Source organism: Rothia sp. CCM 9416 (genome assembly GCF_048513535.1).
Classification (GTDB): Bacteria; Actinomycetota; Actinomycetes; order Actinomycetales; family Micrococcaceae; genus Rothia.
The window spans coordinates 161,189-188,164 of the sequence record NZ_JBLXXR010000003.1; the positions used below are offsets into that span (position 1 = coordinate 161,189).

The 26,976-nt window shown below is 56.0% G+C and carries 19 protein-coding genes; 5 read left to right on the plus strand and 14 right to left on the minus strand.

What is annotated here, in order from left to right; all coding sequences use genetic code 11:
• Positions 1-395 precede the first annotated feature (395 nt).
• A complete protein-coding gene (locus tag ACN080_RS02770) occupies positions 396-2,702 on the plus strand; it encodes an N-6 DNA methylase (RefSeq protein ID WP_419112985.1) in 2,307 nt (768 codons plus the stop codon).
• Positions 2,703-2,807: 105 nt separating this feature from the next.
• Here the strand turns inward: ACN080_RS02770 and ACN080_RS02775 are convergent, their stop codons facing one another.
• The 7 genes from ACN080_RS02775 to ACN080_RS02805 are packed head-to-tail and all read right to left on the minus strand — an operon-like array spanning position 2,808 to position 9,454.
• Positions 2,808-3,218 carry a DUF6262 family protein gene (locus ACN080_RS02775; protein WP_419112986.1) on the minus strand — a complete coding sequence of 137 codons (411 nt, stop codon included), beginning with the start codon at positions 3,216-3,218 and terminating at the stop codon, positions 2,808-2,810.
• Positions 3,211-4,161, minus strand: a complete 951-nt coding sequence (locus ACN080_RS02780) for a hypothetical protein (protein ID WP_419112987.1) — start codon at positions 4,159-4,161, stop codon at positions 3,211-3,213. Before ACN080_RS02780 ends, ACN080_RS02775 begins: the two co-directional genes overlap by 8 nt.
• Positions 4,154-6,334 (minus strand): tyrosine-type recombinase/integrase, encoded by a 2,181-nt coding sequence (locus ACN080_RS02785; protein WP_419112988.1) that lies wholly within the window; start codon positions 6,332-6,334, stop codon positions 4,154-4,156. Before ACN080_RS02785 ends, ACN080_RS02780 begins: the two co-directional genes overlap by 8 nt.
• Before the next feature lie 5 nt (positions 6,335-6,339).
• Positions 6,340-7,506 (minus strand): tyrosine-type recombinase/integrase, encoded by a 1,167-nt coding sequence (locus ACN080_RS02790; RefSeq protein WP_419112989.1) that lies wholly within the window; start codon positions 7,504-7,506, stop codon positions 6,340-6,342.
• A 15-nt stretch (positions 7,507-7,521) separates the two neighbouring features.
• Positions 7,522-8,763 (minus strand): XRE family transcriptional regulator, encoded by a 1,242-nt coding sequence (locus tag ACN080_RS02795; protein WP_419112990.1) that lies wholly within the window; start codon positions 8,761-8,763, stop codon positions 7,522-7,524.
• Entirely contained in the window at positions 8,723-9,154 is a 432-nt protein-coding gene (locus tag ACN080_RS02800; RefSeq protein WP_419112991.1) for a hypothetical protein, read from the minus strand. Before ACN080_RS02800 ends, ACN080_RS02795 begins: the two co-directional genes overlap by 41 nt.
• A 36-nt stretch (positions 9,155-9,190) precedes the next feature.
• Positions 9,191-9,454, minus strand: a complete 264-nt coding sequence (locus ACN080_RS02805; RefSeq protein WP_419112992.1) for a hypothetical protein — start codon at positions 9,452-9,454, stop codon at positions 9,191-9,193.
• Between the two features lie 982 nt (positions 9,455-10,436).
• On the opposite strand from ACN080_RS02805, the gene ACN080_RS02810 reads away from it, so the two are divergent.
• From ACN080_RS02810 to ACN080_RS02820, 3 genes are all read left to right on the plus strand, one after another.
• Positions 10,437-11,894, plus strand: coding sequence for an amino acid permease (locus ACN080_RS02810; RefSeq protein ID WP_419112432.1), 1,458 nt, complete (start codon positions 10,437-10,439; stop codon positions 11,892-11,894).
• 197 nt (positions 11,895-12,091) lie between these two features.
• Positions 12,092-13,462: an amino acid permease gene (locus tag ACN080_RS02815; RefSeq protein ID WP_419100440.1), complete on the plus strand. Its 1,371-nt coding sequence runs from the start codon at positions 12,092-12,094 to the stop codon at positions 13,460-13,462.
• Between the two features lie 137 nt (positions 13,463-13,599).
• Complete coding sequence (locus ACN080_RS02820; RefSeq protein ID WP_419112993.1) at positions 13,600-14,040, plus strand: acyl-CoA thioesterase; 441 nt, start codon at positions 13,600-13,602, stop codon at positions 14,038-14,040.
• A 113-nt stretch (positions 14,041-14,153) separates the two neighbouring features.
• On the opposite strand, the gene ACN080_RS02825 is transcribed toward ACN080_RS02820, so the two are convergent.
• The 6 genes from ACN080_RS02825 to ACN080_RS02850 form a co-directional block, all read right to left on the minus strand.
• Positions 14,154-14,657 carry an SRPBCC family protein gene (locus ACN080_RS02825; protein ID WP_419100390.1) on the minus strand — a complete coding sequence of 168 codons (504 nt, stop codon included), beginning with the start codon at positions 14,655-14,657 and terminating at the stop codon, positions 14,154-14,156.
• Positions 14,658-14,659: 2 nt separating this feature from the next.
• Positions 14,660-16,159: a tRNA guanosine(34) transglycosylase Tgt gene (gene tgt / locus ACN080_RS02830; RefSeq protein ID WP_419112994.1), complete on the minus strand. Its 1,500-nt coding sequence runs from the start codon at positions 16,157-16,159 to the stop codon at positions 14,660-14,662.
• A gap of 167 nt (positions 16,160-16,326) precedes the next feature.
• Positions 16,327-16,812: a TspO/MBR family protein gene (locus tag ACN080_RS02835; protein ID WP_419112995.1), complete on the minus strand. Its 486-nt coding sequence runs from the start codon at positions 16,810-16,812 to the stop codon at positions 16,327-16,329.
• 17 nt (positions 16,813-16,829) lie between these two features.
• Entirely contained in the window at positions 16,830-18,098 is a 1,269-nt protein-coding gene (locus ACN080_RS02840; RefSeq protein ID WP_419112996.1) for a glycoside hydrolase family 76 protein, read from the minus strand.
• A gap of 261 nt (positions 18,099-18,359) precedes the next feature.
• Entirely contained in the window at positions 18,360-19,493 is a 1,134-nt protein-coding gene (locus ACN080_RS02845; protein WP_419112997.1) for a pseudouridine synthase, read from the minus strand.
• Positions 19,494-19,939: 446 nt separating this feature from the next.
• Positions 19,940-20,824: a DNA-formamidopyrimidine glycosylase family protein gene (locus ACN080_RS02850; RefSeq protein ID WP_419112998.1), complete on the minus strand. Its 885-nt coding sequence runs from the start codon at positions 20,822-20,824 to the stop codon at positions 19,940-19,942.
• 277 nt (positions 20,825-21,101) lie between these two features.
• On the opposite strand from ACN080_RS02850, the gene ACN080_RS02855 reads away from it, so the two are divergent.
• Positions 21,102-21,236 carry a hypothetical protein gene (locus ACN080_RS02855; protein ID WP_419100396.1) on the plus strand — a complete coding sequence of 45 codons (135 nt, stop codon included), beginning with the start codon at positions 21,102-21,104 and terminating at the stop codon, positions 21,234-21,236.
• Between the two features lie 90 nt (positions 21,237-21,326).
• Here the strand turns inward: ACN080_RS02855 and ACN080_RS02860 are convergent, their stop codons facing one another.
• Positions 21,327-26,951 (minus strand): DEAD/DEAH box helicase, encoded by a 5,625-nt coding sequence (locus ACN080_RS02860; RefSeq protein WP_419112999.1) that lies wholly within the window; start codon positions 26,949-26,951, stop codon positions 21,327-21,329.
• Positions 26,952-26,976: the final 25 nt, after the last annotated feature.

The window sequence follows — 26,976 nt, forward strand, 5'->3', positions numbered from 1 at the left end:
GGTGTCAGATTACAGATTATTTGGTAGTTGTAATCTATGTTTAGAATCTTCATCTGGAACTGCCTGATAGCGAGAAGAGTGACCAGGTAAAGGCATCTTCCTCCTCATAGTCATAGATCGTCTCTAACTTCAACACGGACCTAGAGTATAGGAAGGCAGGCGCGAAAATCGTAAAATTGACCATAGGCGTAGCCAGCTAGGATGAACATGAGACGCTTTCTCATGAGTGTTAGACGTTCAGGGGGAAGCCTAGAGGTCATATCCTCATAGACCGTTTTAGTTCGTAGCACCTCAGAGTTTGGGGTCTGGTCTACCTCCTACGTTCTTAGCCTGTCTGTGATTGGGTGTATGCCCGCACCAGAGACAACCCCAGCCCACCTCGAATAAGGATAGAGATGCCCACCGAAGATACAGTGAGAAATAATGCCGGAAAAATCCTTGGGTTTGATGAAATCGAAGCGGAGGTAGTGCAGGGAACAGGACAAATCACTACATTTAATCAGCTTGGCTTCCGAAAAGTTGCCGATAAGCCAGATGGTTGGTATCTCCCTAAAAATAAAACTCTCCCGGCGATTATCCTGGAAGCGAAGTCAAGCTCCGTGGATATTGGGAGGCAGGAATGGGTCGATGAGCTTAAAAAGAACGTAAATATAGCCCTAACTAAATATGAAAAATGTGTAGGTATTCTATATAATCACGAAGAAATCAGAGTCTTTCTTAATAATATTGAACTCGATTCAGTGTCTTCCACGCTTGAGCGCAAAGAATATTACATTAAACTTGCTACCAATAAACCTATTGATAAAATGAGAATTTATGTATTAACCTCTCGAATCAATAATAGCCTTCACTTTAAATTTGGTATAAAAGACTTGTATCAACGTATGATCTTCACTGCTTGTGCTCTTGTTGCTTTGCGAGAAGGTGCCCTGATTAGTCGAGGAATGGATTTTTCTCTATTTCATACTTCGATACTGAACCAGCTCAATAAATCGCTCGTTGCTTCGAAGGTGAAAAATTTTAAGCTAACTATCCTGTCTGAAGAATTTTCCAAAATTCAAATGAACTACCCCGATAACCAGGAGGCTATTGATGATTTCATTGGCTGGGTTAAGGATATATCAGAATTAGTAAACTCTGATAACTGGGCTGGTGAAGATGTCATGGCGATATTCTTTAATGAGTTCAATAGGTATCGAGGAAAGAGTGAGCATGGTCAGGTTTTCACTCCTGATCATATTACCGGTTTCATGTCGCGTTTAATCGACCTTAACGAAGACGATCGGGTATTAGACGCGGCATGTGGTTCTGGCGCATTTCTCGTCAAAGCCATGAATATAATGATTGAAAAATCTGGAGGTGTAAATACCAAAAAAGCCGCTGAAATTAAAAAAGAACAACTCTATGGTATTGAACTTGACCGCCAGATTTTTGCTCTGGCGGCAGCGAATATGTTGATCCATAAAGATGGAAAAACAAATCTTGAGCAGCTTGATACGCAGACGGCGGCGGCATCTACATGGATCTCGGAAAGAGATATTACTAAAGTGCTGATGAACCCACCTTTTGAAAGAAAGTATGGGTGTATAAAAATTGTTAAAAATGTCCTCGATAGTGTTCCTAGAGGTACGAAGTCAGCGTTTATCCTTCCAGATAAAAAACTGGAAAAGGATGGAGGGAAAGGCCTCCTTAAAAAACATCGCCTAGAAAAGATTATTAAGTTGCCAGAGGGGACCTTCCCCGGCATTGGTATGACTACCTCAATTTTTATATTCACCGCAAAAGAGGAGCATGGTGATCGGGAAATTTTTGCATGTAATATCGAAGAAGATGGCTTGGTAACCATTAAAAATCAAGGAAGGCAGGATATTCACAATAAATGGTCAGCCATTGAAGATAGATGGTTGGATATTATCCGAAAGCAATCCGGGCATGCCTCTATTCAATGGATAGACCCTAAAAAACATCTATCTTGGCAGGCTCCAAAGAAAGAGTTTGAAATATTCGAAACGGATATATTTAAACATCTATCTAACTATGAACTATATAAACAGGGAAGAGATGCCAGAGAGCTTCAAATTAAACTTGGCCAGCTTTCACTCTATAATGAAAAATTCCCAGCGATACTTGAAAGTATAGGAAAAATAAAAAACTCATCCCGTGCAAGTGTAGAAAAGTTGAATAACTCAAATTGGAGTGAATTTAAGATTTCTGATTATTTTGAGGTATCTCCACCAGAAGTTAGATCGGTAAACAATTACGATAACGGTGATATGCCATTTGTTTCGACAAGTGACTTCAATAATGGCGTTGTTTCTTATCTTAGCCCTCACGATGATGACGATTTTGAACAGGGCGGATGTATTACAGTTTCTCCCCTAACCGGAGCCTCGTTCTATCAGTCCAAAAACTTCTTGGCGCGGGGTGGGGCAGGATCCTCTATATCAATCCTAAGACGAGTGGGGCTTACGGAGGAATCTGCGTTGTTTATCTGTTCGGTTATTGAAGCAACAAGTAAGCAATTTGGGTACACTGATCAGCTTTCTAAATCAAAGCTCAGAAATTTAGAAATTAAGCTACCTAAAAATTCTCAAGGTGATCCAGACTGGGAGTATATGGGTGAGTATATTAAAAAATTGCAAAAAAACGTTTCAGCACATCTGGAAAATATTAATGAGGCTTTAAGAATAATATCGCTCTAGCCTAAGTATTTCCGCAAGCGGTACATTAATTTTATCTAAGAGAGTTGCCCCCATTCTAAAATGGGGGCAACTCGTATATATTTCGAAGACTAACTCTATAAATTTCTATTTATATTGCAACATGACAATTTGCCCGGTGAGTTTTTCGATGCGTTGGTTTGCAGTCTTGAGTTCGTTTCTGATGGCTTTGATTTCGTTTTGGTGCTGGGTTTCTATGTTGCGTATTTTCAGACGTAGAGCGGCCACGATGTTCTCTTGACCGGTATCTGGGGTAGCTTGTAGAGACCGGTCGCTGCGGGTGCTGGTTTTGAGTTTTTCTATCTGTGCCCGTAGCTCTGGGTGCTTGTAGAGATAGTTGCGGGAGACTCCTGCTTCCTGCGCGACGGAGGCGAAGTTGATAGGTTTTTTCTCGCGGGTCAGACGGCGGATAGCTGCTTTGGCTTGTTTCTCTTTTTCTGCGGCACGGTCTTTAGCAGCTTGGGCGAGACCACTGGTGTTGGGGGCGCTGTTAGCCATCCTGGTTTCCCATCGGTGCAAAAGTTTCAGCGGTTACCTTAGCGTTGAGGTAGCGCTTGTTCTGGGTGCCAATAAACCATGTCCCAATCGCTAAAACACGTTGGTGTTTTTCCAGTTTTGAAGCTCCTTTATCTGGAGTGTAGAGGCGAACCGTAATCGTTTGTTCATCCCCCGGGATAGGGGCACGGGACCTGTTGAGAACCCAGATAGGGTACTGCCCCTTCTTATTAAGTTCTGGTTTTCCCCCCACTGTCCCGTAAAGCACCAGAGGGCGGGAGATACCCTTTTGCTTATCGAGCTGTACCGTCTGATAGAGCTTCTGGACATCGGTATCAGCATTAAAGAAGAACTCATCCCAGCCGTATTCAGCTCCTACGTATCGGACGCGAAACAGCTTGCGTAGCTTATCGTCATCTTCAAATCGTTCGAGCAATTCAATGATAGATGTAGCTGCCATACGGACACGCTGGAGCTGCTGCCGGGACTTCTGCGTTGATTTTGAGGTATGGATTGAAGGCAGTTCACTTTTTCTCGTGGTGGCTTTTTGCTGATCGCGGGAAGAATCCCAAGGTCTGCGAGAAGAAGGAATAGTAAGGAGGAAGTGGTTTTCTTCTTTGACAATCACGTTCTGGTAGGTGGTGTGAAGCTGGTGGGCTTGAGATACAAAGTCAAAGCTGCAATCTGCTTGGTGGGTTGAACCTGGGGCGAGGTAGAAGTTTCCGCTTACAGGTACAGTCTTGCCGTTCATGGTCTTTTCGTACTTGGTCTTTGCGCAGGCTTTCGCCCGACAATGAGCATTACCTGGTATCTTGCCGTAGCAGAAGAAGTTTTGAGTGAAGAACGCTGGGTTGTCTTCTATTTTGGGAATGTTGCTGCCTTTTAGCTTGGTATCGTGTGAGTCCAGCACCCTTGGGATAGCGATTTTCCTGTTGGGCTTAGGCATCGTTGGCGGTCCTTTCTTCTGCTGGGGTTTGGCGGGGGCAGGTTCCTGCGCCTTTGATCGGGCCGTTAGCGGTGTTGAGAGCGGTGATGATGGAGTCCAGTGACTGGACTTCTTTGGGGTGCGTGCGGGCTACGAGCCATACGTTGTCATCTGGCATCTCGCGGCCGTGTTTTTCTTTGACCAATTTCTTGCGGTCAGTGATGAGCTGCAAGGTGACTTTGCGTTGGGTTTCGAGAGTGTCGAGGTGGGTTGAGTCGGTGGCGAAAGCAGTGCAGGTTAGGCAGGCGTTGCCTTTATCGCAGGACTGGGTGGGTGGGAGCATACACATGCCGTTGGGCAGTATGCGGTCCATGCGTCCTTCGAGCTGGGCGATTTGGTAGGCGTCTTGTTTCGACATTTCGAGGGGTTTGCCGAACGCGCCGGTTGAGGCGGCTTTGAGGAACTCTGCTTCTGCTGTTTTGGCGAGGGTTTTGGCGTAGTGCATGGTCATTTCTGGGGATCGGTGCCCGAGGTAGTCTTGCACGACGTGGATGGGTACACCTGCGTTCAGCAGTGTGGTGGCGCGGGTGTGGTGGAGCCGGTGAGTAGCTGAAAAGGATAGAGGGTTGCCGAACTTATCGTGGAGTTTTACAGCGTCGGTGAGTCTGCGCATGACTGCTGCGTGGGAGGTGTAGGAGCGTGGTCTGAGACCTTTGTAGTCTTGTCTGGGGTTGGTAAAGAGGTATTCGGGGTCTGGGTCTTCATCGGTGAGTTCTAGGTGGTCTCGGAGCCATTTTTGTTGGGCGGTGATAAGTTCGACCACGTATTGTTCGACCAGGATGGTGGGGTCTACTCCGGCTACTTTGGTTTGCTGGTAGGAAAGACGGGCTACGAAAGCGTTAGGGGAATCGTCTGCGGCTCCTTCGATGGGAGTGAGGCAGTTGTAGTTGAGCATAAGGATCTCTGAGACACGGCGACCTGTGGCTGCTTGGAGAAGCCAGCAACGGGCTGCTTGTGGGTCGTAGATACCTTTGACGGTGATAGGTTCCCTACCTACAGGTTCTAGAGTGATTGTTTCTGCGGTGGGGGTTAGGAGGGCTTTGATGCACGCTGCCATGGCGGAGAGGTCTTCTGCGGTGATGTATTGGTCTTTAACAGCGGTGTAGCGGCTGTGTTTGGTTTTGACCAGGTTGGTGGGTGCCCAGATGCGAAGGTGGTCTGGGGTGAGTTTTTCCCACCGGTCATCCCCGGTGGTGAGGGTAGCAGTTTCTTTGTTTTCGTACATGTAGTTGTAAAAGGTTTGTACGTGTGATTGTGCTGCGGCAATAGTATTCGAAGAGATGAGTTGCCCGTTGTGTTTGGAACGGTAGGCACGGAGCCAGGAGAGGTGTTCTGTGGAGAGCCGGCGCAGGTGGGCGTGGTCTGCGGCTAGGAGCGGCGTGCTGATGGCTTGGTATTCTAGGAACTCTCCGAAGTAGTTAGAGATGCTTTTGATGCGTGTGCCGAGGGTGGTCCAGGTGAAGTTTTGGTGGATGAGTTCTTGGGCGAGGTAGAAACTCAGTCCTTCGCGTAGCCAGGTGGGGCGCACGGTGTTGAAGTTGAGGTTTTTATGGGCGTGGGGTTCGTTGGGGCGTCGGGGGATGCGGTCATCTGCTTTGAGTGACCAGATGTTTGATTCCCACCAGGGGCTATCGGTGGTGCGGGCGTTGAGGTAGAGGTAGATGTGTTCTGTGATTGATTCGAGATTGCGTTTGTTGTTGGGGGAGGGTAATCGTTGGTTGCGGGCGTAGAACTGGGCTGTTGCTTCTCGGATGATGAGTCCGGGTTCTAGCTCTCTGAGGGAGAGGATTGTGTCTCCGATGCGGTATCGGTTAGCGACAAGGGCTGAGACTGCTTTTTGCCACCATTTGAGCATTGAGGGTTCGATTTTGCGTAGACCCTCGTTCCAGCAGGTGTAGACCCACCAGGCGAGTTCTTGACCTAGCCGGGGGTTTCCGGCGGGGCGGAAGTCGAAGGTCTGCCCTGCGGGGTAGTTGGCGTTGAAGGTGAAGACTTCGCGGTTGAGGGGCGTATCGAGTTGGCAGTAGCCGGTTTGCCATTGGGCTGGTACTGCTGCCCAGCGGTTTTCCCAGGCGGTAGGGCGTTCGGCGGCAATGGAGAGGTGCCGGTCAGGTTGAGGTGAAGGGGTGTTCACGGTGTTTAGAGTCCTCTCCAGGTTTCGGTTACGTTTTTCCAGCCTTCCCAGGCTTGCATCTCTGCATCATCTGTGACCCACCCGTAGGTATTCAGGGTGGTTTGAACGTCAGTGTGTCCAAGTCTGCGCATAACAACGTGTGGCTGCGTTCCTGCCAGTAGGAGGGCGGTTGCGTGGGTGTGCCTGAACCAGTGCGGGGTGAAGGCTGGTAATTCTGGGGTGTGTTTGCGGATAGCTCGGATCCGTTGGTAGACCGATTCAACGCGCATGGGGGCAAAGAGCGGGGCTTTATTGACGTTTACGAAGATGTAGTGCCCGGCAACATTGGGTATATCTAGGTCGATGCCAGCATCAATGAGTTCCCATAGGTATTCAACGTAGGCGTTCTCTAGTTCGTCAGAGATGTAAATTCTGCGGGGTATGAAGGTTTTTCCCCGGATGCCGTGGGGGTGCTCTTTGCGGGGTACGACATCAACGAACGGGGTTTCACCTTGACCGGTGTTCATATCTTGGTGGGTGAGGTTCAGAGCCTCACCGATGCGCATACCGGTTTCCCATAGCAGGGTGAAAAGTAACTGGTCACGTTTGGTTACTCGGGGGTTATGGGAGGTGGTGGCGGTGGCTTCTAAGATCTGGTGGACTTGTTCAATGCGTAGGATGGGTTGGCGGGATTTATTGCCAGAGCGGATAGAATAGGCCAGTTTCGTTGTTCTACCCGTGGGGGCTATACCCGTCAGGAACCCCTGGTAGGGGGCGCGGCGGGCGGAGCTACGGAAGTGGAGCTTGTTATAGGCGGTAGTGAGCCCGTTGGCATCCGCATGGTAGGTGTAGAAGGCTGAGACGGCTGCGGCGTGCTGTTGCACAGAGGCAGATGAAAGCCACACCGTTGAAGACGGGTGCAACGCCCGCACTTGATTCCCTTCTCCGGTGCTCAGATATTGGAGGAAGTTACCGAAGAAGGTTGTAGGGAAATCAAGCCAGGTGTGGTTTGTAGGGGCTAGGAACTCAAACCAGCGGGCAATAGCGCGAGAGTAAGCCTTCAACGTGTTCGGGGAGGCTGTTTGCCGTAGGTATTTGAGGTACTCTTCTATCTCCGGCACCGGTAACCCGAACTCATCGACCACCGTAAAAGACGGTGACTGTCCTTCTGCCTGGAACCGTTGAACGTGCATCACTGGCCTCGTTACCTACCGTTGTGCCCGGAACTGGGCTAGAGACACAACATTATCCTCCTGCCCCATATGCAGCTGTTTTTCTGCTGCTTCAAGGCGCATCTCAACGTTGAGATCTTTTGACCACTGCAAATCGAAGTTAATGAGCATGGACTTATACCAGTTATTATGCTCAGCGGGCAGGGCTGCTAGAAGCTCATCAATACGAGGCGGTTTACCATAGGCCTTCCCGATAGCCGAACCGAGCATCATAGGGCGCTCTACGCGGCGATCATCAGCCCCCGGCTCACGGGTGCGCCACGACTCACCGGTATCACTATTCTTACGAGCAGAGAGCTGTTTGATAAGGCTCTTTTTCCTCAGCTCATCAATGATGCCCGCTCGTCTAAGGTTCATGACCAGGGCCTGTAAAGACATGCCCCATTTGAGTTTGAGCGGCAGAAGCGAAGCCAAGGTAATAGGTTCTGGGACTTCTTCCCAGAGGGTATTAGCTGGAAACAGGAACTCACCGGCAAAACGATTAGCCTCAATCTCCTTATCGGCCCCACCACCATAACGGTGCATCACCAAATGCCCTAGCTCATGGGCTACAGAGAAGCGGGTGCGTTCCCAAGAAGAGTGAGTGCGTACCATCATCAACGGTACGGTCGGGCCACTGGCTAAAGAAGCCCAAGTCGAAGAAGCATCATGATTTTTCAGATGCAGTTCATCATCAAAGTCATGGGTCTGCACAAAAACACCCAGCTTTTCAGCAGCACGGATAACGTGATCTACCGGCATATGGGTATTGATACCCAGAGCTTTACGAGTTTCAACTGCTGCCAGCTCAGGGGTCATCACCTCAGAGAGGGAAACGCTTGGAAGGGAAACTGGCATGAACCGCACCTTCGAACTCAGTGAATCAATCAGCTCAGCCATCAAGGTTTCCCAGACCGCTACAGTCTGCATATGGGCAGCCTTCATCTTGCTGGTCTTACGGAAGTTCATGCTCTGCGCTGAGATTACTGCACGCGGTTTCTCCAATAACCAGTTGCGAGAAACCCCCAAAGCTAGAGCTAAACGAGTTAGCTCATCATCAGCAATAGGGTAGGAATCAGGGGCGTTCTCGATACGGCTCATCTTCGAGACAGACAGCTTGGCTCGCTCGGCAATGGCATTAGCTGGCTCACCCAACAGAGCGCGGGCAGACTTCACCTTTTCACCAAAGATACGGTACTCAGCTTGTAGAAGCTGATTCGCCTCCTGATTCTTCTGCATGGTCTCCTGATGTCCCCTCATAGGTTTCAATATCAATGGCTTTGTTCTCTTCGAGATCATCTTGACGTTCAAGGAACTGGTCAAAGAAGTCTTCATCTTCTGCTGTCGCAGCTTCTTCGGCGGTAGTATCAATAACAGTAGTAGCTAGTAGCTCAGCATCAAGTTCGGCGCTAGCGATTTCCTCTTCGCCATGCATATCCCAGCCTCCGTGGTAGTTCGTCAAAAGCACCAGCGAAATAGACTTCGGCTGAAAGCTATCTGCGCCGCCTTCGACCTGCAAATAGAGGTTTCCGCTCTGGGCCTCTTCTAGCCCAGGAATTTCAATGACAGACTGCCCAATGATTTCCAGGTTAGCCTTCGGTAGTGCATTACGACCACGAGGCTTTGACACCAGATGAATTTCGCCCGGGACACCCTCGATGGTAAACTAGAACTTCTCTTTATCAGTCGGGCTATTGACTACCTTGATACCTAAAGCCTCAGCCTTACGTCTCTTGAATGTGCCGGCTGCCAGCTGCTCGTTAATATCCTGCCGTACAAGCGTCATCACAACTCGGTTAGAGTCTCGGGCCAGGGGCGAGGCGAGGTGGTGGAGGTTGGTGTTCTGCCAAGCAAGGGTTACAACATCGTTGAGGAAAGCGAAGGCTTCCTTGTTGTTCTGGACGATGACTTTCGGGTGATTTCTGCGCATCAGCGCCTCCTCAATCAGTAGTGAAATTCCATACTGAAATTTTCACCCACTTTCTTCACTTAAACAAGACCTGAATCGAACGCATGTATCAATAATGACATGGAATTAACGATATGAGAAGAGAGAACAAGGAAAAAATTAATATACATACAAATAACCAGATGGGTGTAGACGTGCATAGTAGGTCTTTCCCTGATGCACGATTGTCCCTGCGGTAGTACCAGCCCACACTGTGCTGTTTTTATTCTTGCAGGGAAACGCCACATTTTGCTGGTAGAGAGTGCGTTCTTGCCTATTTGAGCTGGAGGTGGTGCTGCCCGCCTTTAACCACCAAATAGCGGATCTATAACGCCAATCGGTATCGTGGCCAATACTTTCTACAATGACACTAGAAGTTGTTCTGGTGATATTAGAGAGTCGAAAATGGGGGGCGGGGGAAGCCCGGGCAAGAGGCAGGCGTGAAACCCATGGTAAAGCAGTAAAAGTTGCAAAAAGTTGTTTATGGTATATGAATTTCACGGGGTACTCCTTTGAGTGGCTTGGTCAACCGTCTTTGGATGAACTTGGGGATCAAAAGGATTATTTAGTTCTTAACGTACTGATTCGCTCTGTACGCGGCAAGAGTTATTGATGATATCGATTCAATAATTTTTTCAATGGGGGTGTGCATTCATCAGGAAGGGGTATTTCATATGTGAGTAACTGTGTTGGTTGTGCTGATAAGAGTTACAGGTTGCTTAACTTTCAATAGTTGCTGTCCAGTCTGTCTGGTCGGCTAATAACCTCTACTTCTGTAGATGCTCAATATAATTACATGGCTAGTCACTCGGTTCTCATCGCCCAAGAGCTTGCACTAACAACCAAGAGGGTGAGCTGCATCTCATTGCATAATGGTCTTTCAGTAAGGCACGTTTTTGCAGGGGAAACCTGTGTAAACTTGCGGTTCATTACATACACCACATACTGACAAGAAGGGGAGGGGATAACCGTGGCACATTCTCACGCAGACCAAGCCTCAAACGGCCAACTCAGCCGCTCACTCTCACACGGCCAACTGACCATGATCGCCCTGGGCCTGGCCGTAGGTACAGGCCTCTTTCTAGGCTCCGGCCCAGCCATAGCTATCGCTGGGCCCGCCGTCATCATCTCCTACGCTATCGGCTCGCTCATAGCCGCTATCATCGGCGCCTGCGCCGGAGAAATGGCGGTGCGTTACCCCGTGCGCGGTGGCTTCGGTACCATCGCCGGTAAATTCCTGGGCCCCTACGCCGGCTACCTAACCCGCTGGGCCTACTGGATGACCACCGTCACCCTGGCCGGCGCGGAAGTCGTTGCCGTAGGCAAATACATGGCCTACTGGTACCCCCAAGCCCCCCTCTGGATCTGGGTGCTCATCGCCGGTGGCGCTATCTTTGCCCTCAACCTGACCAGCGTCAAATCCTTTGGTGTCGTGGAATTCTTCCTCTCCTCCATCAAAGTCACTGCCGTGATCCTCTTCATCATCTTTGGCCTAGCCCTGGTCTTCTTTGGACTACCAGGCCAAGAGGCCGTAGGCACCGCCAACCTGACCAATGATGGCGGCTTCATCCCCAACGGCCCGGCCTCCATCTGGCTAGCCCTGGCCATAGTCATGTTCTCCTTCGGCGGTATTGAACTGATCTCCATCTCCGCGGCAGAAGCCAAAGACCCGGTCCGCTCAGTCCGCTCATCAGCTAAGGCCATGATGTGGCGACTAGCCACTTTCTACGTGCTCTCCCTCCTGGTGATCGTGGCAATCATCCCCTGGCGGAACGCATCTGAGCTCGGCAAAGAAATTGAGGGCTCCCCCTTTGTAACCGTCTTTAGCGAACTAGGTATCCCCTATGTTGGTGGTATCACCAACTTCATCCTGCTCACCGCAGCGCTTTCTGGTGCTAATGCAGCCCTCTACGCTGCCACCCGGCTACTGCACTCCCTGGGGCACGAAGGCATGGCCCCACGAGTTCTAGCCCGAACCAGCGGCCAGGGCAGCCCCGTTCTAGCCCTCACAGCCTCATCCGCTGGGGCCGTGGTAGCTATGATTATGGCGATTTCCGGTGTCGGTAACATCTTCGGTTACATGATGGCCCTGGTGACCGTCAGCGTTCTCGTTGTATGGTCTATGATCTTGCTCTCCTACATTGCCTATAAGAAGAGCGAAAAAGACCCAGCCCCCTTCCAGGTCTTTGGCGGGGCCGCCACCGCAGCCCTGGGACTCACCGGTATCGTCGCCACCTTCATCGCCATGTTCTTTGTCGATAAATCCATGCTGACCTCCGTCCTGGTGGGCCTCTCCTTCTTCGCCCTTGTCACCCTCACCTACTTTGCCGGGGTCAAGAAGAACGTCCGCTCCTCAGACGATGCCTTTGAGGATGCACGGGCCGTTACTACCCAGCTGCCGGTGACCGAGAAACGCCCCTAGTTCCCTCCATAGTCACATAAGATATGAGGACGCTGGTTCTAGCCCCGACCCCAGGTTGGGAGCTAGAACCAGCGTTCTGCCGTAGAATCACATCAATAGACACACAAGCTCTAACAGGGATAGGTCCATTTACTGTGGCACAGCAAGCCGACGCGGGTAAGACACACAACCTCAAACGTTCACTAACTCACCACCAAATGACCATGATTGTGCTGGGCTCTGCCCTGGGCACCGGTCTTTTTCTGGGATCCAGTGGAGCTATTAGCCTGGCCGGGCCCGCCGTTATCCTGGCCTACGCCATCGGCTCACTGGTGGCCGCCATTATCGCCGCCGCCACTGGTGAAATGGCGGTGCGTTACCCCGTGCGTGGCGGCTTCGGCTCCATTGCTGGGCGCTACCTGGGCTCTTACGCGGGCTACCTAACCCGTTGGGCCTACTGGACGGTTACCGCCGTCATTACCGGTATTGAGCTGGTCGCTGTGGGCACCTACCTCCAGTACTGGTGGCCCGCCCTGCCCCTGTGGGCGGGGGTCGCCTTCTTCGGGCTGGTCATTATCGCCCTGAATGTGCGCAGCGTGCGCTACTTTGGCACCATGGAGTTTTTCCTCTCCTCCATCAAGGTCATTGCCCTGCTCCTCTTCGTCCTGATAGGTCTAGCCCTCATCTTTGTCGGCGCCCCTAACCACCCCGCAACTGGTATAGCTAACCTGACCAATGACGGCGGGTTTATGCCTACTGGCTTCCACGGTATATGGCTATCCCTGGCAGTTGTGATGTTCTCTTTCGGCGGCATCGAGATGCTCTCTATCTCCGCGGCAGAGGCCAAAGACCCGGTTCGCTCGGTGCGGGCCTCCACCAAGGCCAATATCTGGCGGCTTTCCACCATCTATGTGATCTCACTTTTTATCGTGGTATCGATTATCCCCTGGCAATCAGCGGCCCAACTGGACGGTTCGGTAGAAGCCTCACCCTTTGTGCTGGTCTTCTCCGAAATCGGGGTACCCGCAATTGCCAGTATCACTAACTTCGTGATTCTAGTGGCCGCGCTCTCTGCCGCTAACGCCAACCTCTACGCGGGCACCCGCCTGCTCCACTCACTGGCCACTGAAAAGATGGCGCCCCGCCAGCTGGCCAGAGTGAGCGCCCAGGGTATTCCCGTTCCCGCCATGTGGGCCTCAACCTCCGGGGTGCTCCTGGCAATCCTGCTTGCGGTCTTCCAGCCGGGGCAGGCCTTTGGCCTGATGATGACGCTGACCATGGTCTGCGCCCTGACCGTATGGGTACTGATTCTTCTGGCCTACATTGCCTTCAAGGGCGTTGAGGGTAACTCCTCAGCCTTCCGCATGTGGGGTGGCAGGGTCACTGCCGGGGCCGGTATCTTGCTCCTGCTCGCCATCTGGGCGGCCCTCTTTGCCCGCACCGGAAACGCAGCACCTGCAAGCATCGGTGTTACCTATTTCTTCATCCTGACCATGGTTTACTTTGGCGTGGTTAAGCGCGTTCACACCGGCTTTGAAGATGCCTTTGCCGAAGCGGATGCCGCCGTGGCAGCAAATTCCCAGGACTAAGACCGCCCAGAGACTAACCGGTTGCTGTCGGGTGCCCCACTGATGCTCACCGGTTCCCTAAGAAGATAGGTGACTCCTCAAGGCAGTGACCGGTAGCGGGGCAGGTTTTTTACCGTGACCTGGGTACAGTAAAAGGTATGAGCACTACCTACACTTTTGAGATTCCGCTCCGCTGGGGAGACATGGATGCCTACGGGCACGTCAACAATGTGACTATCGTGCAGATCCTTGAGGAAGCCCGTGTGGCTCTCTTGGGGTGCCCGCCCTCATCGGGGCAAGCGGGAAATCATCAACCGGTGCTACCGCTCTTTGCTGACTTACCCGAGGGTACCAAGGCCCTGGTAGCTGAGAACCACATCAAGTACCGCAGCCCCCTGGCTTACCGGGGCATGCCCGTGACCGCCAAGGTACACGTCAGTAAGGTCAGCCCGGCCTCCTTTACCCTGGCCTACGAGCTTTACGACCCTCTAGAGGGCACCCACTGCGTTTCTGCCACCACTACTTTAGCTTTCTACAGCACAGCCACCGGCTCACTCATGCGGCTGAGCGCCGAACAGCGCCAAAAGCTGATGGCCTGACCGGGTGCCTCCAAGCGGGCATATCCGCGCATAAAATGAGGGGGAGTGCGCCCAAGGCTGTATAAAATCTACTGCCTTGGGTACATTCCCCTTACACTCGCTTGCTCTGGAACCTAGCGGGCGGCCAGCAGAGCGGCTAGAGACTCAAAGGAACCCTTCCAGGAGTCCAGGGTCTGCTGGTGCACGCCCTGGGGGAGGGGCCCCTGGGTGAGCTTGAGGATAGTTCCTTGGCCCACGCCGTCTTCGGTCACAGCGGTACCCGCCTCAAACTCAAGACGCAGACCGATGAGAGTGTCGCTGGGTTGACCCTGGGGAGTCGGTAGAGCTTCGCGGTACTCCAGCAGATGCGGCTCCTGCATAGTAATAAAACGCATGTACATAGGAGCCTGGAAAGTCTTCTGCTGGCGGTGGCGCATGACGAACTGCTTACGCCCGCCAATGACCGGCTCCAGGGTCAGGGTGCTGGGAATAATTTTCCAGTCCTTGGGGCCAAACCAGCGCACAAACAGAGCCGGATTGGTGAAGGCCTCGTAGAGCTGTTCGGGGCTGGCGGCAAACTCGTGCCGGTAGGTAATGGTTTCCTCAGGTGTGAGGTCTTCGAGCGTGAAATCCTGCATGGTTAGCCCTCCTGCTTGGCCTTGGTCTCTGTGGCATTGTGTTCGTCAGCTTGCGTGGCAAGAGCGGCCTGTGCCGCGCGGCGGGCCTCGGCCTCTGCCTTGGCTTTCATATTGGCTTCCCAACGGGCCTGAGCCGCGGCAGCTTTCTTAGCCTCTCGCTCAGCCCTAAGCGCCCGCGCGGCCTCCTGCTCTACCTGTTGGGCCACCTTCTTGGCGTAATACTTCCCCAGGAAGTGATCTCGATAGTCAAAGTAGCTACCGTCGTCAATGGCCTGGCGGGCATCATCGACCATCTTGACGATAAACCGCTCGTTGTGAATGGAAGCTAGCGTGGCTGAAAGACGCTCGTCAGCCTTAAAGAGGTGGTGCAGGTAGGCCCTGGTGTAGTGGGTACAGGTGTAGCAGTCACAGCCCTCAAAGATGGGGTTGAAGTCCATCTTGAAGCGGGCATTGGTCAGGTTAAAGCGACCATTGGGGGTGTAGACGGCGGCGTTGCGGGCAACGCGGGTGGGTGAGACACAGTCGAAGGTATCTACCCCGTTCTCGATACCCACAAAAATATCGTCCGGTTCTGAGATACCTAGCAGGTGGCGGGGCTTATTTTCGGGAAGTTCCTCGGTGCACCAGCGCACAATGGTGCCCAGGTTTTCTTTTTCCAGGGCGCCGCCCAAGCCGAAACCGTCAAAGGGCATGGCCCCCAAATCGCGGCAGGCCTTGCGGCGTAGATCCTCGTATTGGGCGCCCTGAATGACCCCAAAGAGAGCCTGGTAGGGCTTGCCCACCCGCTCAGCGGTCAGTCGCTGGTGCTCAGCAATACAGCGCAGAGCCCACAGCCGTGTGCGTTCCAGGGCCTCTTCCTGGTAGGCACGAGAATTGTAAAGCGTGGTCAACTCGTCGAAAGCGAACATAATATCAGCACCAATCTTGTGCTGAACCTGCATGGATACCTCGGGGGTAAAACGGTGCATGTCCCCGTTGATGTGGGACTTGAAGTTAACTCCGTCATCGTCCACATGGGCCATACGTTCTTTGCCGGCGGCTACGTCGTCATCACCGATGGGCCGCCCATCGGCACCCACAGCACCGGCGACCGTGCCCATATCGATGACTTTCTTAAAGCCAGAGCCCAAGCTCATGACCTGAAAACCGCCGGAGTCGGTTAAAGTAGGGCCGTCCCAGTTCATGAACTTGCCCAGACCGCCTGCGGCGTCGAGCACATCGGGGCCGGGCTGGAGATAGAGATGGTAGGCATTAGCCAGCAGGGCCTGGGAGCCGAGCTCTTTCATGGCTTCGGGCAAGACTGCTTTGACGGTTGCCTTGGTGCCCACGGGCGTAAAGGCGGGGGTGGCAATGTCGCCGTGAGGCGTGTGAATGATGCCGGTGCGCCCCTGGAAGTCCCCACCGTTTGCGGTGCGGTGGGCAGCGGAGGGGGCGGCTGTTTCGGTCAGGCGGTTACCCAGCTCAAAGGAGAAGCCGGGATCAGAAAATTCGGTATTGAGCACAAGCCCTAGTCTACTAGAGCCTTTCCACAGCCTGGAGTGGGCGGGCTTGCGCCCGGTTGAGAAAGCCAGTCCAAAAAGTCATGAGACCAGACTAGCCAATGGGCTCATCGGGTCGGAAACCCTCCTGCCTCTTGCACCCCCGGGGGCAGAGCAGTATGGACCAACCGCTAGTTCTTGTTATTAAGCCACCAGATGCTACCTGAAAGAGCCGTAGCAAAAGCGGTCCAGCCCGCGTAGGGGGCCAGAAGGGCGCCAGCGGATTTACTGATCCGGGCAGTCCGCCGCACCAGATCAGCAGAACTAAGGGCCAAGACACCTGCGTGCGCAGTTGCTAAACCTAAACGGTGCGACCGGAAGAATGTATAGCTCCAGGAAGCATTGAGCGCCAGATTGGTTGCCAAGGCTGCTGAGTAGCGCCCTGCCTCTTCAGTGTTACCGTCTTGCTTTAAACGGGCCAGGGTGTAGCCACTGGTCCCAGCTATGCAGGCGTAGAGCGATGTCCAGGCAAGCGGAAAAACCCAGTTGGGCGGGTTCCAGGCTGGTTTAGTGAGGTTCTTGTAGTAGCTACTGTCGGGGTCTGAGGCTAGCGAACCAGCAACCGCACAGGCACAGGTAGCTGAAGTTGTCAGAAGGTAGGGTGAAAGCCGAGCCATGGGCTACTCCTTTGAATCTAGTCTGAGGCAAAAACTCTTTGTGCTGCTTCTATGATAGTCCAGGCCTGAATCTGGGTGGAAAGATCCACCGGCTGACCGGGCTTGAGCAGATCGGAGATATGGCGTTCAACATGGGGGGAGAAAAGCGCAACGGCCTGCCCACGAATCTCGGTGGGGTCAATGCCCGGCTCGCTCATGGGCAGATCGGGGTCAAACTCGCGCCGGCCGTCCCACAAGACCTCAGCGGTTGCCAGAACAAGCCCCCGCGCTGTGGCGCAGGTAGCCTCGGGCAGGGCGCTATGCAGAGCCACATCGGCTAGGTAGCGCACGAGGATCCCGGTAAAGAGTCCGCCGTCACCACCACCCTGGGTGCGGAGTAGGCGCAGGCTCTCGGTGCTGGAAACCTCAAAATCAAGGCCGAACGTACGGTCAACAGAGTCAACCAGCTCGGCGATATGGGTGACCGGGTCAAGAACTAGCCGGTCTGTAGCCCCGGCATCGAGTAAGGCCAGATAAGCGCCCAAAACCGGGCCCTGGTTGTAGGTGTAGAGACCTCGCTCAACCGAGGAGATGCCTGCCTGTTCACCGCTACCGGTAACTTTGACACCGTCCAGGTAAAGACCGCTTTCGGGGTCCAAAAGGTGAGCTTGCAACCAGTTCAGCAAATCTGCGGCTTCCTTGTACCGGTGAGCGCGGGCAAAGGCCAGCGCTATAGGAGCGGTAGCAGGGGTGTTCTTAAAGTCGTGATCCTTAGACCAAAAAGCCCCACCGCCCACCTCAGCGGTGCAGGCTGAGGTCAGCTCCCGGTAGAGGCGTTGACCAGCGTCCTGAGCAGCGCTGTCACCGTCACCCTCCACCGCCAGAGCTAGCCGGTTGAGACGCTCACAGGCCAAGGTCAGCCAGGCCATGTCATCGTAGAAGTCATTGGGGTAGGAGCCGTAGTTGCGTACCTGGATACCGCGTAGAAGAGCCCGGGCCTGTTTGAGAGCCTCCTGGGCTTCGTCTCCTTGCCCCGCGGCCTGCTGGCGGAAACCGGTATCTACCAGCGCATCCATGAGGTGGGCCTGCCACCAGTAGTGCCATTCCCTTGCCCGCTGGCGGCGGGGGCGGGTATCGGGGTGGGCTACGCGCCCAATGAGCGTTCCGGGGAGTGCCGCAGCCTTGGACCCAAAGAGTCGGAGTATAGAGTGGCGTGCGGTGTCTGCTCGGTTGGCCAGGGTCAAACAGTGCTCGGCGGCCAGGGTATTGAGCTGGTCAGGGGAGGTGTTTGAGTGTCTGGGGCACATAGTTGCCTTTCGCGGGAGGCTGGGGCGAATTGATGGTACTGTCTGTTAGTTTACCCACCGGTAGGTGCATGTAAGCAAGGGCAAGTACCTCATGCGGGTCTTTGGCGGGCGGTTTTTCCGGCGGCCATTCATGGTGGTGTGCAACCGGGCTTCTTTTCTGGGGGTGAGCCTGGTTGAGGCGGTCCGTCTTCTCATGTGCGCTAAACCTTCATGGGAGGGTTCTTTGAACGCACATGTGAAGGTTTGGGCCACAGCACGGGCTTAGGGAGCCCCGCTGGGGCCTGGGGCTAAGGTCAGCTGCCTCTGGCTCTTCACCAGCACCGCCTGGCCGGTTACGGGGTGGGGGAAGCTCAGCGACCGGGCCAGAAGCTGGAGGGGCAGGGCCGGCTCGTCCTCAGCGATAGGGAGGACCTCGGGGTAAACAACGTCCCCCAGAATCGGTGCCCCCGTTGCCGCAAGGTGCACACGCAGCTGGTGGGTCTTGCCGGTGTGGGGCTCCAAAAGATAGCGGGTTAGGCGTCTGCCCGGTGCCGGTAGCGGCAAAGCTGGATTAGCTGTGGAGGCGTCGGGTAAAAGGCCCGGTGCAAGCTCGAAGGTCTCTAGACAGGTGATGCGGGACTGGGCATTCTGCCCAGAAAAACCGGCACCAGAGCGCCGCCGCTCCCTCAACTGAGCCTTGGTTTCAAGGGGCAGGGCCGGGGCGTCACCAGCTAAAAACTCTATATCGGTTTGGGCTACCTGCAAGGAGCCGTGGGCGTTCTCAATTCGCGAGCGAACCGTCAGACTTTCCCCCGGGGCCAGCTCTGTGCCCCCGGTGCTCAGCGGTGCTGCGATGGCCTCATAGGTTTTGGTGGGTTCACGCCGCTGGAACATGGTTTGGAAAGGGGCTCGGGCCTCTGGCACTTTGGCAAAGAGGACCACTCCGGCGGTGGCTCGGTCCAGGCGGTGGATGGGTATGAGGGCCGGGTTGTTCTCGCGTACCCGCAGTTGGGTCAGGGCCGTGTGCGCGACAAAGGAGCCGTTGGGTGTGGTGGGCAGAAAGTGGGGTTTATCGATAGCCAGCACCCACTCGTCCTCATAGAGCACAGGCATGTCGAAGGGGACGGGCTTTTCTTGGCCTAGCTCCCGGTAGTACCAGATTTTCTGGCCGGTCAGTGGTGCGGTGGGGGCTACCGGGTTGCCCTGAGCGTCCCTCACTTCCTTGCGCTCAAAACGGCTGGCAAAAAGCTCGTACTGGTGGGGGTAGAAACGGGCCACCAGGTAGTCCAAGACGGTGCTGGTGCCTAGAACATTATCTGTGGGGTCGCTAGCATCGGGCAGGGTGAAGGAGACAGCATCGATGCCCTTGCGTTGGGGTAGGGGCTGGGGCGTGAGGTGGCGGTTGACTCGGCGCATGCCCCCTATTATTCCAGGAGCGTGAACCGGATGAGACCTTGCAAAATCTCTACCCAAAATACGAAAGAATAAGAAGGAATAATAAAAGGATGAGGAAACAACCATAGGTCGCACCCCCTTTACTCCTACATTCGGTGTCACACCGCCGCTGTTGGTTGGGTGTGGTCAGCTACTTGTTGATCTCGCTGAAGCTACCAAAGACGGTATTGGTTGAACCGGCACGCACTTTACTCATGACCGGAGCCCCAAGGGCAGGTAAGACAGTTCTACTTAAGGCTTATAAGGATTTAGCTTTAGAGCGTGGTTGGGGGCACTCCTCAGTAGGCGAATACCTATAGGTCCCGACTCATGAGCTATGAGCTGGCCTTGCCACGGGTATGTAGATTTTACTATTCCTTATGTGCGGGAGTACTTGCGTGAATATGCCCCGCCAGTGATCGCCTGCCTTAGCTCAAAAGTATTTGGCAGCCGGGGCACCGGTAGCTCAGGCGGTCTATGTCCTCGGGACGGGCGATCAGGTGGCCGGGTGTATAGCGGCTAGCCCCCACGCCAGTATCTGAGAGGTCTTCTCCTACGATGGTTGCACCGCAGCGGTAGCAGGGGCGTCCTACCCGCCCGTAGCACCATAGGGGTTCGGTAGTGGTACGGGTGACCCGGTGGGGCCTGGCCCGGTTAGCATCAAGGAGCAGGTGGGCGATAGAGACGAGCCCGGCCAGGTCAGGGATTGCGCCGATCGGGGTGCTCGGGTCAATCCCGGCAAGAAAGAGGGTTTCAGCCCGGTAAATGGTGCCTATCCCCGCTAGGTTCCTTTGGTCGAGTAGGGCTGGCCCGATGGCGCGGTCGGGTTGGCTGGACAAGCGTGCTACAGCCTGAGATAGCGACCAGTCAGGCCCCAGAATGTCCGGACCCAGGTGGGAGAGCCTGCTTTGCTCTTGGCTGGTGGGGAAAACTTCCAGGACACCGAGGTTGAAGCCGACCGCCGTGATAGGCCTACTCCCCTCAAGAGGTGTTCCGTCGGGGTTTAAACGGGCGTTAGCCTGGATGATGGCTCGGGCGGCGGTTGCGGGTCGTTTCCAGGGGTCGGAGCGGCCATCGAGTCCCGTTCCGTAAATGTGCCAGATACCTTCCATTTTGAGGTGCGAATGGACGGTAGTATCGCCGATGCGTAGCAGGATATTTTTGCCGCGTGCGAGCGCGCCGTGGATAGGTTGACCGCTGAGGTTGATGCCAGCAGATGAGGGAACTCGAAAGTCTGTCGTGTGGGCTATTCTGTGGGCAAGTGCGCGGTGGAGGGACCGGGCTTGCCTCCATACGGTGTCTCCCTCGGGCACGGTTTTACCTTTCTTGTCGCACCAAAATTTGCCTCATTCTACGGTAGCTACCACCGGCCTCACCCTCAGGGTCAGCTGACATGAAAGATAGAAAAACTGTAGAGTTGCAAGCCACAATAGAAAGCGGTGTATAGTTTTCTGTGTTCAAAGTCTCACAATCGATGCTTCGGACATGTCCCCTTACCTTATGCAAAAGGGTGCACTCCTGCTATTTTGCTTGAGTCTACCCGCCCCCAGGCGGCCCCTACCGCCTGTCCCCTAGATGGAGGTCAAAGCGGTGTACCTACTTTTCATGCTTGTTCTGGCTATGATGCTGGTGATGTCACTCGGCGCTCTCTATGTGCACCTTATTCGTAGCGTACGAGAGTTTCGTGCAGGCTACCATGATTTCGACCAAAGACTGAGCATGTAGCTTAATGTACCTGTTTGCATAATGGCCTTCCTGCCCCCTAACAGCAGGGCCATTTTTACGCCCTTTGAGCGGGTTCGGAGGTCCTGTAGTTTAGTAGTCTTTCCGCATACGGACACCGCGTGGGGTGGTGTAGAAGCCAGCTGCTAGAAGTGCTCGCCGGAGAGCCTGCACCGGGTGTTCAGCCGCGGAATCGGCGGCGCTAGCTGGCTGAGCCTTTGCCGCTGGAGTCAAAGGCTCGGGTGTGCTGAGTAGCTCAATACCACCGGCGCTTTCAATCACAATCTTGTCGGCTACGCCCAGGCGCACCAGCTGGCCTAGAAGCGGGGTCGCCACTTCAACAAGCACCGGGTCCTCGGTAAAGGGTAAGAGAGTTTTGCCGCCGCGTTCTAAGTAGAGCACCGGGGTACCGTCTACCAGGACGAGGCAGGCACCGGCTTTGCGCCCCGGCTTGTGTTTAAGCGGGGTGCGGTTAGCATCCCAGGGGGTGGGTGTAGGCCAGGGGAGGGCCGCCCCGTAAGGATTAGCCGGGTCGGTTGCCGCTAGGAGCGTGACAGCACGCTGAGTGGTCCGAACCGGTGAGTAGGTAGCCTCAGGGGCGGCACTGTGCTTAATATGCTGAGCAGGCAGCGGATCTGAGGTGGCTCGGTCGGCCTGTCTTAGCCGATCTACCGTGGCAGAGGTTGAGAACTGGGCAGCTCCCAGCCCCTCAATAAAGTAGCCTCGGCGGGCTAGCCCCTTTTCTTCGGCTGCGGATAGCACCCGGTAGACCCCGGCAAAACCTCCGACCGTTCCCTCAACGGCAACGGCACCCCGTGTGAGTATTCCGTAGCGGTCCATGAGAAGTTCGGCTCGGGCTGCTGCGGCCACGGTCGGGTCAAGCGGTTCAGCATCAACTCGTGCCCAGCGCCCAGCGTTGATGGGGGCTACCTGGGCCGGTGCCTGGACAGTAGGCCCGGTTCCTAAGCCCAGCCGGGAGGACGACAGTCTGCTGGCCCCTCTACGCATACCCACGCCACGGGCACGGGGTGGTGGGCTAGCCACCTTATGAGCTGATGAGCCGCCGGCCAGGAGGGCGCGTACCGGTGCGTAGGTGTCACCGGTAACCAGGCCAGCCCATACCAGGTTCCAGAGGGCATCGGATGTCTCGCGGTCGCTGGGCGGCTGATTTCCCAGGGAAGCTGTGAGAGCCGCCAGTTGAGCCTGAATCTGGGTGAAGAACAGCCCACCGCTCAGGAGCGAATAGATCGTTTTTTCTAAGGGCCCCAGCGCAGCCAGGGCTTCTTGCCGCTCACCTTCATCGGGCAGGGTCAGGGGGGCGCTCTCTGCCAGGTGCAGGGCAACCCATCCGTCGTCCCCGGTAAGTTGGCCCGCCCCTGTCCACAGCACATCACCGGCACTCATGGCAGAATCCAACAGAGCCGGGGCGTAGTCGGTAATCCTGGCCCGCATAATGAGCGATTCCAGGGCTGATGCCGGTAGGCGCACCCCCGCAAGCTGGTCAACCACCGTGAGCAGGCCGTCGTAGCCTGAGAGCATGGCGCTTGTATCCTGGCGGGCGACAATAGGCTGGGCCGGGACACCGAAGGTACCGGGTGCGGCGGTGGTTTCTGTGATTTGCCATGAGCCCACATGCTGCCAAGAAGGCAGGAACCTGGCGTAGGTTGTCGGTGGTACAGGCTCAACATCGGCTCTCAGGGCCGCCAGCGACCGCGAGCGCAGGGTGCGCAAAACCTGAGCATCTACCCATTCGGTACCGGCCAGGTAGCTGGGGTCATCAGAACCGGTGCGGGCACGGGCTAGCTCAGCCCGGAGTTCTTCGGGCAGGAACTCACCGGAGAGTACCCGCCGGTCAGCGGCCAGAGCCCGCAATGCGTTCTCGACCACGGAGATACCCAGAGCTAGCGTGTGGGCGGCCTGGGCGGTGGTGAAAGGTGCGTGGGTGCGGGCGTAGCGGGCTACCAGGTCAAGGAGGGGTTCTTTGACCGGTTCAAGGAAGGCCAGCGGCACCCCGATGGGCAGAGGCACGCCCAGGGCATCGCGCAGGCGACTGGAATCTTCCAGGGCGGCGTAGACCTTGCGCCCGTGCAAGCGGAAGCTTAGTGCCCGCCCGGCGGCTACCAGGGCCTCCAGGTGCTCCTGCGCCTGGCTTGGGGTGATTGTCGGATCGGGGGCAGCCTCATCAGGAGAAGCTCCCGGCAGACGGAGCCTAGCGGCGGCCTCTTCGGCGGTGAGAGGGCCTAAGAGCCGGAGCAGGTCGGCGGCGCCCTCCACTCCGTGCAGGCGGTAACCGGGGGCAAGGCGTTGTAAGCGGGCTTCGGTACTACGAATCACCCCGGCATCCAGAAGCTCCCGTAGCTCGTCTTTGCCTAAGAGCTCAGCGAGCAGAGCCGGGTCCAGCGCCAGCGCGGCGGCTTTGCGCTCAGCAAGAGGGGAGTCACCCTCGTAGAGGAACTGGGCGACGTAACCAAAGAGCAGGGTACGGGCGAAGGGCGAGGGCGTATCGGTCTCGATTTCTGAGACCTTGACCTGCTTGCTCTCAATCTGCCGGTGCAGGGCCAGGAGCTCGGGTAGGTCGTAGACATCTTGCAGGCACTCGCGAGCGGTTTCGAGCAGGATTGGGAAAGCCGGGTACTTTCGGGCAACGTCGAGGAGTTGGGCGGCCCGCTGGCGCTGCTGCCACAGGGGTGTACGGCGGCCGGGGTCCTTGCGGGGCAGGAGTAGCGCCCTAGCGGCGTTCTCCCGGAAGCGGGAGGCAAAGAGCGCAGAATTCCCTACCCGCTCGGTGACTATATCCTCAAGCTCCTGAGGGTCAAAGAGGAAGAGCTCGGCACCCGGAGGCTCAGCTTCCATAGCGGGAATACGCAGCACAATACCGTCATCAGCGGCCATGGCCGATGCGTTCACACCGTAGCCTTCCTCGACCCGGGCACCTACAGCCAGCGCCCAGGGGGAGTGCACCGGCATACCTAGCGGGGAATGGAGAATAACCCGCCAGTCGCCCAGCTCATCACGGAAACGCTCAACTAGCAGGTGCTTATGGGAGGGCACACGACCGGTTGCCTGGGTCTGCTCACCGATATAGGCCAGCAGATTATCGGCGGCCCACTCATCAAGGCCCAGCGCCCCTACCTGCCTGTGGGCCTCTGCCCGGTCTTTGGCAAGGGTCCGCGCCAGATCGCCGGTGAAAGTGCCGAGTGCTCGCCCCAGCTCAGCCGGTCGCCCGGGAGAATCCCCGTGCCAGAAAGGCAGACGGCCCGGCACTCCGGGAGCCGGGGTAACGGTTACCCGGTCGTGACTAATATCTTCAATCCGCCAGGAGGAGGCACCCAGGGCGATAACATCCCCCGCACGGGATTCGTAGACCATTTCTTCATCGAGTTCACCCACTCGCTTAGGCGCCTTGGAATCCTCTGCCCCGGCAATATAGACGGGGAAAAGGCCCCGATCAGGGATTGTACCGCCGCTGGTGACTGCCAGCCGCTGAGCGCCGGGCCGTCCCTCAATAGTGCCCGCGACGCGGTCCCAGATGATGCGAGGGCGCAGCTCGGCGAACTCATCGGAGGGGTAAAAGCCCGAGAGCAAATCGAGGGTGGCTTCAAAAGCCGCCCGGGGCAGGGTAGCAAAGGGCGCAGTAGCCCGGAGCGCTTCAAACCAGGCCTCCACGCTGATAGGCCCCAGGGCGCAGGCGGCAACGGTCTGTTGGGCCAGAATATCTAGGGGATTAGCCGGTATGGACAGCGGCTCAATCTTGCCTGCTAACATTCGCTGGACGGTGACGGTGGCGTTGAGTAGGTCGCCCCGGTGCTTGGGGTAGAGGTAGCCACGCGATACTTCGCCCACCTGGTGCCCGGCACGGCCCACCCGTTGAAGCCCGGACGCTACTGAGTGGGGAGCCTCCACCTGGATTACCAGATCAACCTGCCCCATATCAATGCCCAGCTCGAGCGAACTGGTAGCCACCACACAGCGGAGCTGGCCCGATTTCAGGGACTCTTCAATGAGGGTGCGTTGGTCCTTAGAGACGGAGCCGTGGTGGGCACGCGCCAGCAGGGGTGGGGCACCTGAGGCGCTTGCCGAGGCCCCCATTATCTGGGCCGGTGAGCTTGTGCCCGCAGTAGGAGTAGCGCGTAAAGGGAGTTTAGGGTCATCTGTTTCTAGCTGCGCGGGGTTGGCCTGAGCCAGCTGTTGGGCCAGGATATCGGCTACGGTGCGCGGTTCGGTGCTCCCGCTGGGCCCGGTTACCGTCGAAGGCTCGCCGGTAGGGCTAAGGTCTTGGCGGGCCTGGCACCGTTGCAGGTAGATTTCGTTCAGCCGTGATGTTAGCTTCTCTGCCAGGCCACGGGAGTTAGCAAACACGATGGTGGAGCGGTTGGCCTCTACTAGGTCAACAATACGCTCTTCAACATGGGGCCAGATAGAAGCCTGGTAGCCGGATGCCGGTGAGGGCGGGGTGGAATCGTCGGAGCCCTCTACCTGTTCTGCGGCCCCCGCTTCTTCAGCTATTTCTTGGATGGTCAGTTCGATGGGCTGGCGCGGGTGCCTAGGGGCGCCCTGCTCGCCCGGGTAGGTTCCTACCGCCTCCCAGAGAGCCTGATGGGGGCCGTTCTCACTCACGGTGGGCAGAGGCTGGTCAAAGTAGCTGTCTCTTGCTTTAGCCGGGGTTTCTTCCTCCGGTTCTGGGGAACCTAGGGCGGGGCCCGCCAGTGGGCGGATGCCCAGAGCATCAGCCAAGGTGAGGTCTTGGGGCAGGGTTGCTGCGCTATCGACCTGCTCGGGGCGGAGCAGACCCTCATCGGCTAGGGAGTCAGCTAGCGCCAGCCCATCATTGAACTCGGTAGCTGAGTTTTTAGCGGCTTCGCGGGCACGATTTTTTGTGCTGCTGCCCTGATGCCAGGGTGTGCCAGCTGGCATCTCACCGTAAGCGTTGGGGCCGCCCAGGGCTGTCATATCGGGCACGGGTACGGAGAGGGTGAGCTCCCACTGTTTTTCTGAGGGTGGTTGCACAACCTCCACCGGGACGGGGCCGCCCAGGAACCGGGCAACGGTTTCTACCGGTTCTACGGTGGCAGAGAGCCCCACGCGCTGGGCGGGGGATTCTAGGAGCTGGTCTAGTCTCTCTAGGGTTACCGCTAGGTGGGCACCGCGTTTTGTTCCTGCTACTGCGTGTACCTCGTCAATGATGACGGTGTGAACCGAGGTGAGCGTGGAGCGGGCCTTAGAGGTCAGCATCCGAAAGAGGGATTCCGGTGTGGTAATCAGAATATCCGGTGGGTTGCTGATGAGCTGGCGGCGTTCTTTGGCGGGGGTGTCCCCGCTGCGTACCCCCACGCGAACCTGGGGAGGTTCCATCTTGAGGGAACGGGCGGTCTGGGCTATACCGATGAGTGGGGAACGCAGGTTACGTTCGACGTCCACACCCAGGGCTTTGAGCGGTGAAATGTAGAGGACCTTGGTCCCGCTCACGCTGGGTTCCGGACTTGTTGTGTCATTGGATGCGGCGGTGTGATCAAAGTGCAGGCGGTCTAGCGCCCACAGGAAAGCTGAGAGCGTTTTACCGGAACCGGTGGGGGCCACAATTAGGGCATGCCGGCCGGCGCTGATAGCCGCCCAGGCGCCGGCCTGGGCGGCAGTGGGGGCTGTGAAAGCCCCCCCAAACCAGCGACGGGTTGGCTCCGAGAAAAACCTCAGAGCCCGGGAAGTGTCCTCAGAAGCCATAGCCCTCTTAGCCTGTAGAAACCGC

What these genes read in the sequence shown, in the direction of transcription:
- ACN080_RS02860 (WP_419112999.1), bottom strand. Translation starts at nt 26,951, where the DNA reads ATGGCTTCTGAGGACACTTCCCGGGCTCTGAGGTTTTTCTCGGAGCCA.
- ACN080_RS02805 (WP_419112992.1), bottom strand. Translation starts at nt 9,454, where the DNA reads ATGCGCAGAAATCACCCGAAAGTCATCGTCCAGAACAACAAGGAAGCC.
- ACN080_RS02795 (WP_419112990.1), bottom strand. Translation starts at nt 8,763, where the DNA reads ATGCAGAAGAATCAGGAGGCGAATCAGCTTCTACAAGCTGAGTACCGT.
- ACN080_RS02820 (WP_419112993.1), top strand. Translation starts at nt 13,600, where the DNA reads ATGAGCACTACCTACACTTTTGAGATTCCGCTCCGCTGGGGAGACATG.
- ACN080_RS02825 (WP_419100390.1), bottom strand. Translation starts at nt 14,657, where the DNA reads ATGCAGGATTTCACGCTCGAAGACCTCACACCTGAGGAAACCATTACC.
- ACN080_RS02845 (WP_419112997.1), bottom strand. Translation starts at nt 19,493, where the DNA reads ATGCGCCGAGTCAACCGCCACCTCACGCCCCAGCCCCTACCCCAACGC.
- ACN080_RS02775 (WP_419112986.1), bottom strand. Translation starts at nt 3,218, where the DNA reads ATGGCTAACAGCGCCCCCAACACCAGTGGTCTCGCCCAAGCTGCTAAA.
- ACN080_RS02790 (WP_419112989.1), bottom strand. Translation starts at nt 7,506, where the DNA reads ATGCACGTTCAACGGTTCCAGGCAGAAGGACAGTCACCGTCTTTTACG.
- ACN080_RS02840 (WP_419112996.1), bottom strand. Translation starts at nt 18,098, where the DNA reads ATGTGCCCCAGACACTCAAACACCTCCCCTGACCAGCTCAATACCCTG.
- ACN080_RS02815 (WP_419100440.1), top strand. Translation starts at nt 12,092, where the DNA reads ATGACCATGATTGTGCTGGGCTCTGCCCTGGGCACCGGTCTTTTTCTG.
- ACN080_RS02835 (WP_419112995.1), bottom strand. Translation starts at nt 16,812, where the DNA reads ATGGCTCGGCTTTCACCCTACCTTCTGACAACTTCAGCTACCTGTGCC.
- ACN080_RS02780 (WP_419112987.1), bottom strand. Translation starts at nt 4,161, where the DNA reads ATGCCTAAGCCCAACAGGAAAATCGCTATCCCAAGGGTGCTGGACTCA.
- ACN080_RS02770 (WP_419112985.1), top strand. Translation starts at nt 396, where the DNA reads ATGCCCACCGAAGATACAGTGAGAAATAATGCCGGAAAAATCCTTGGG.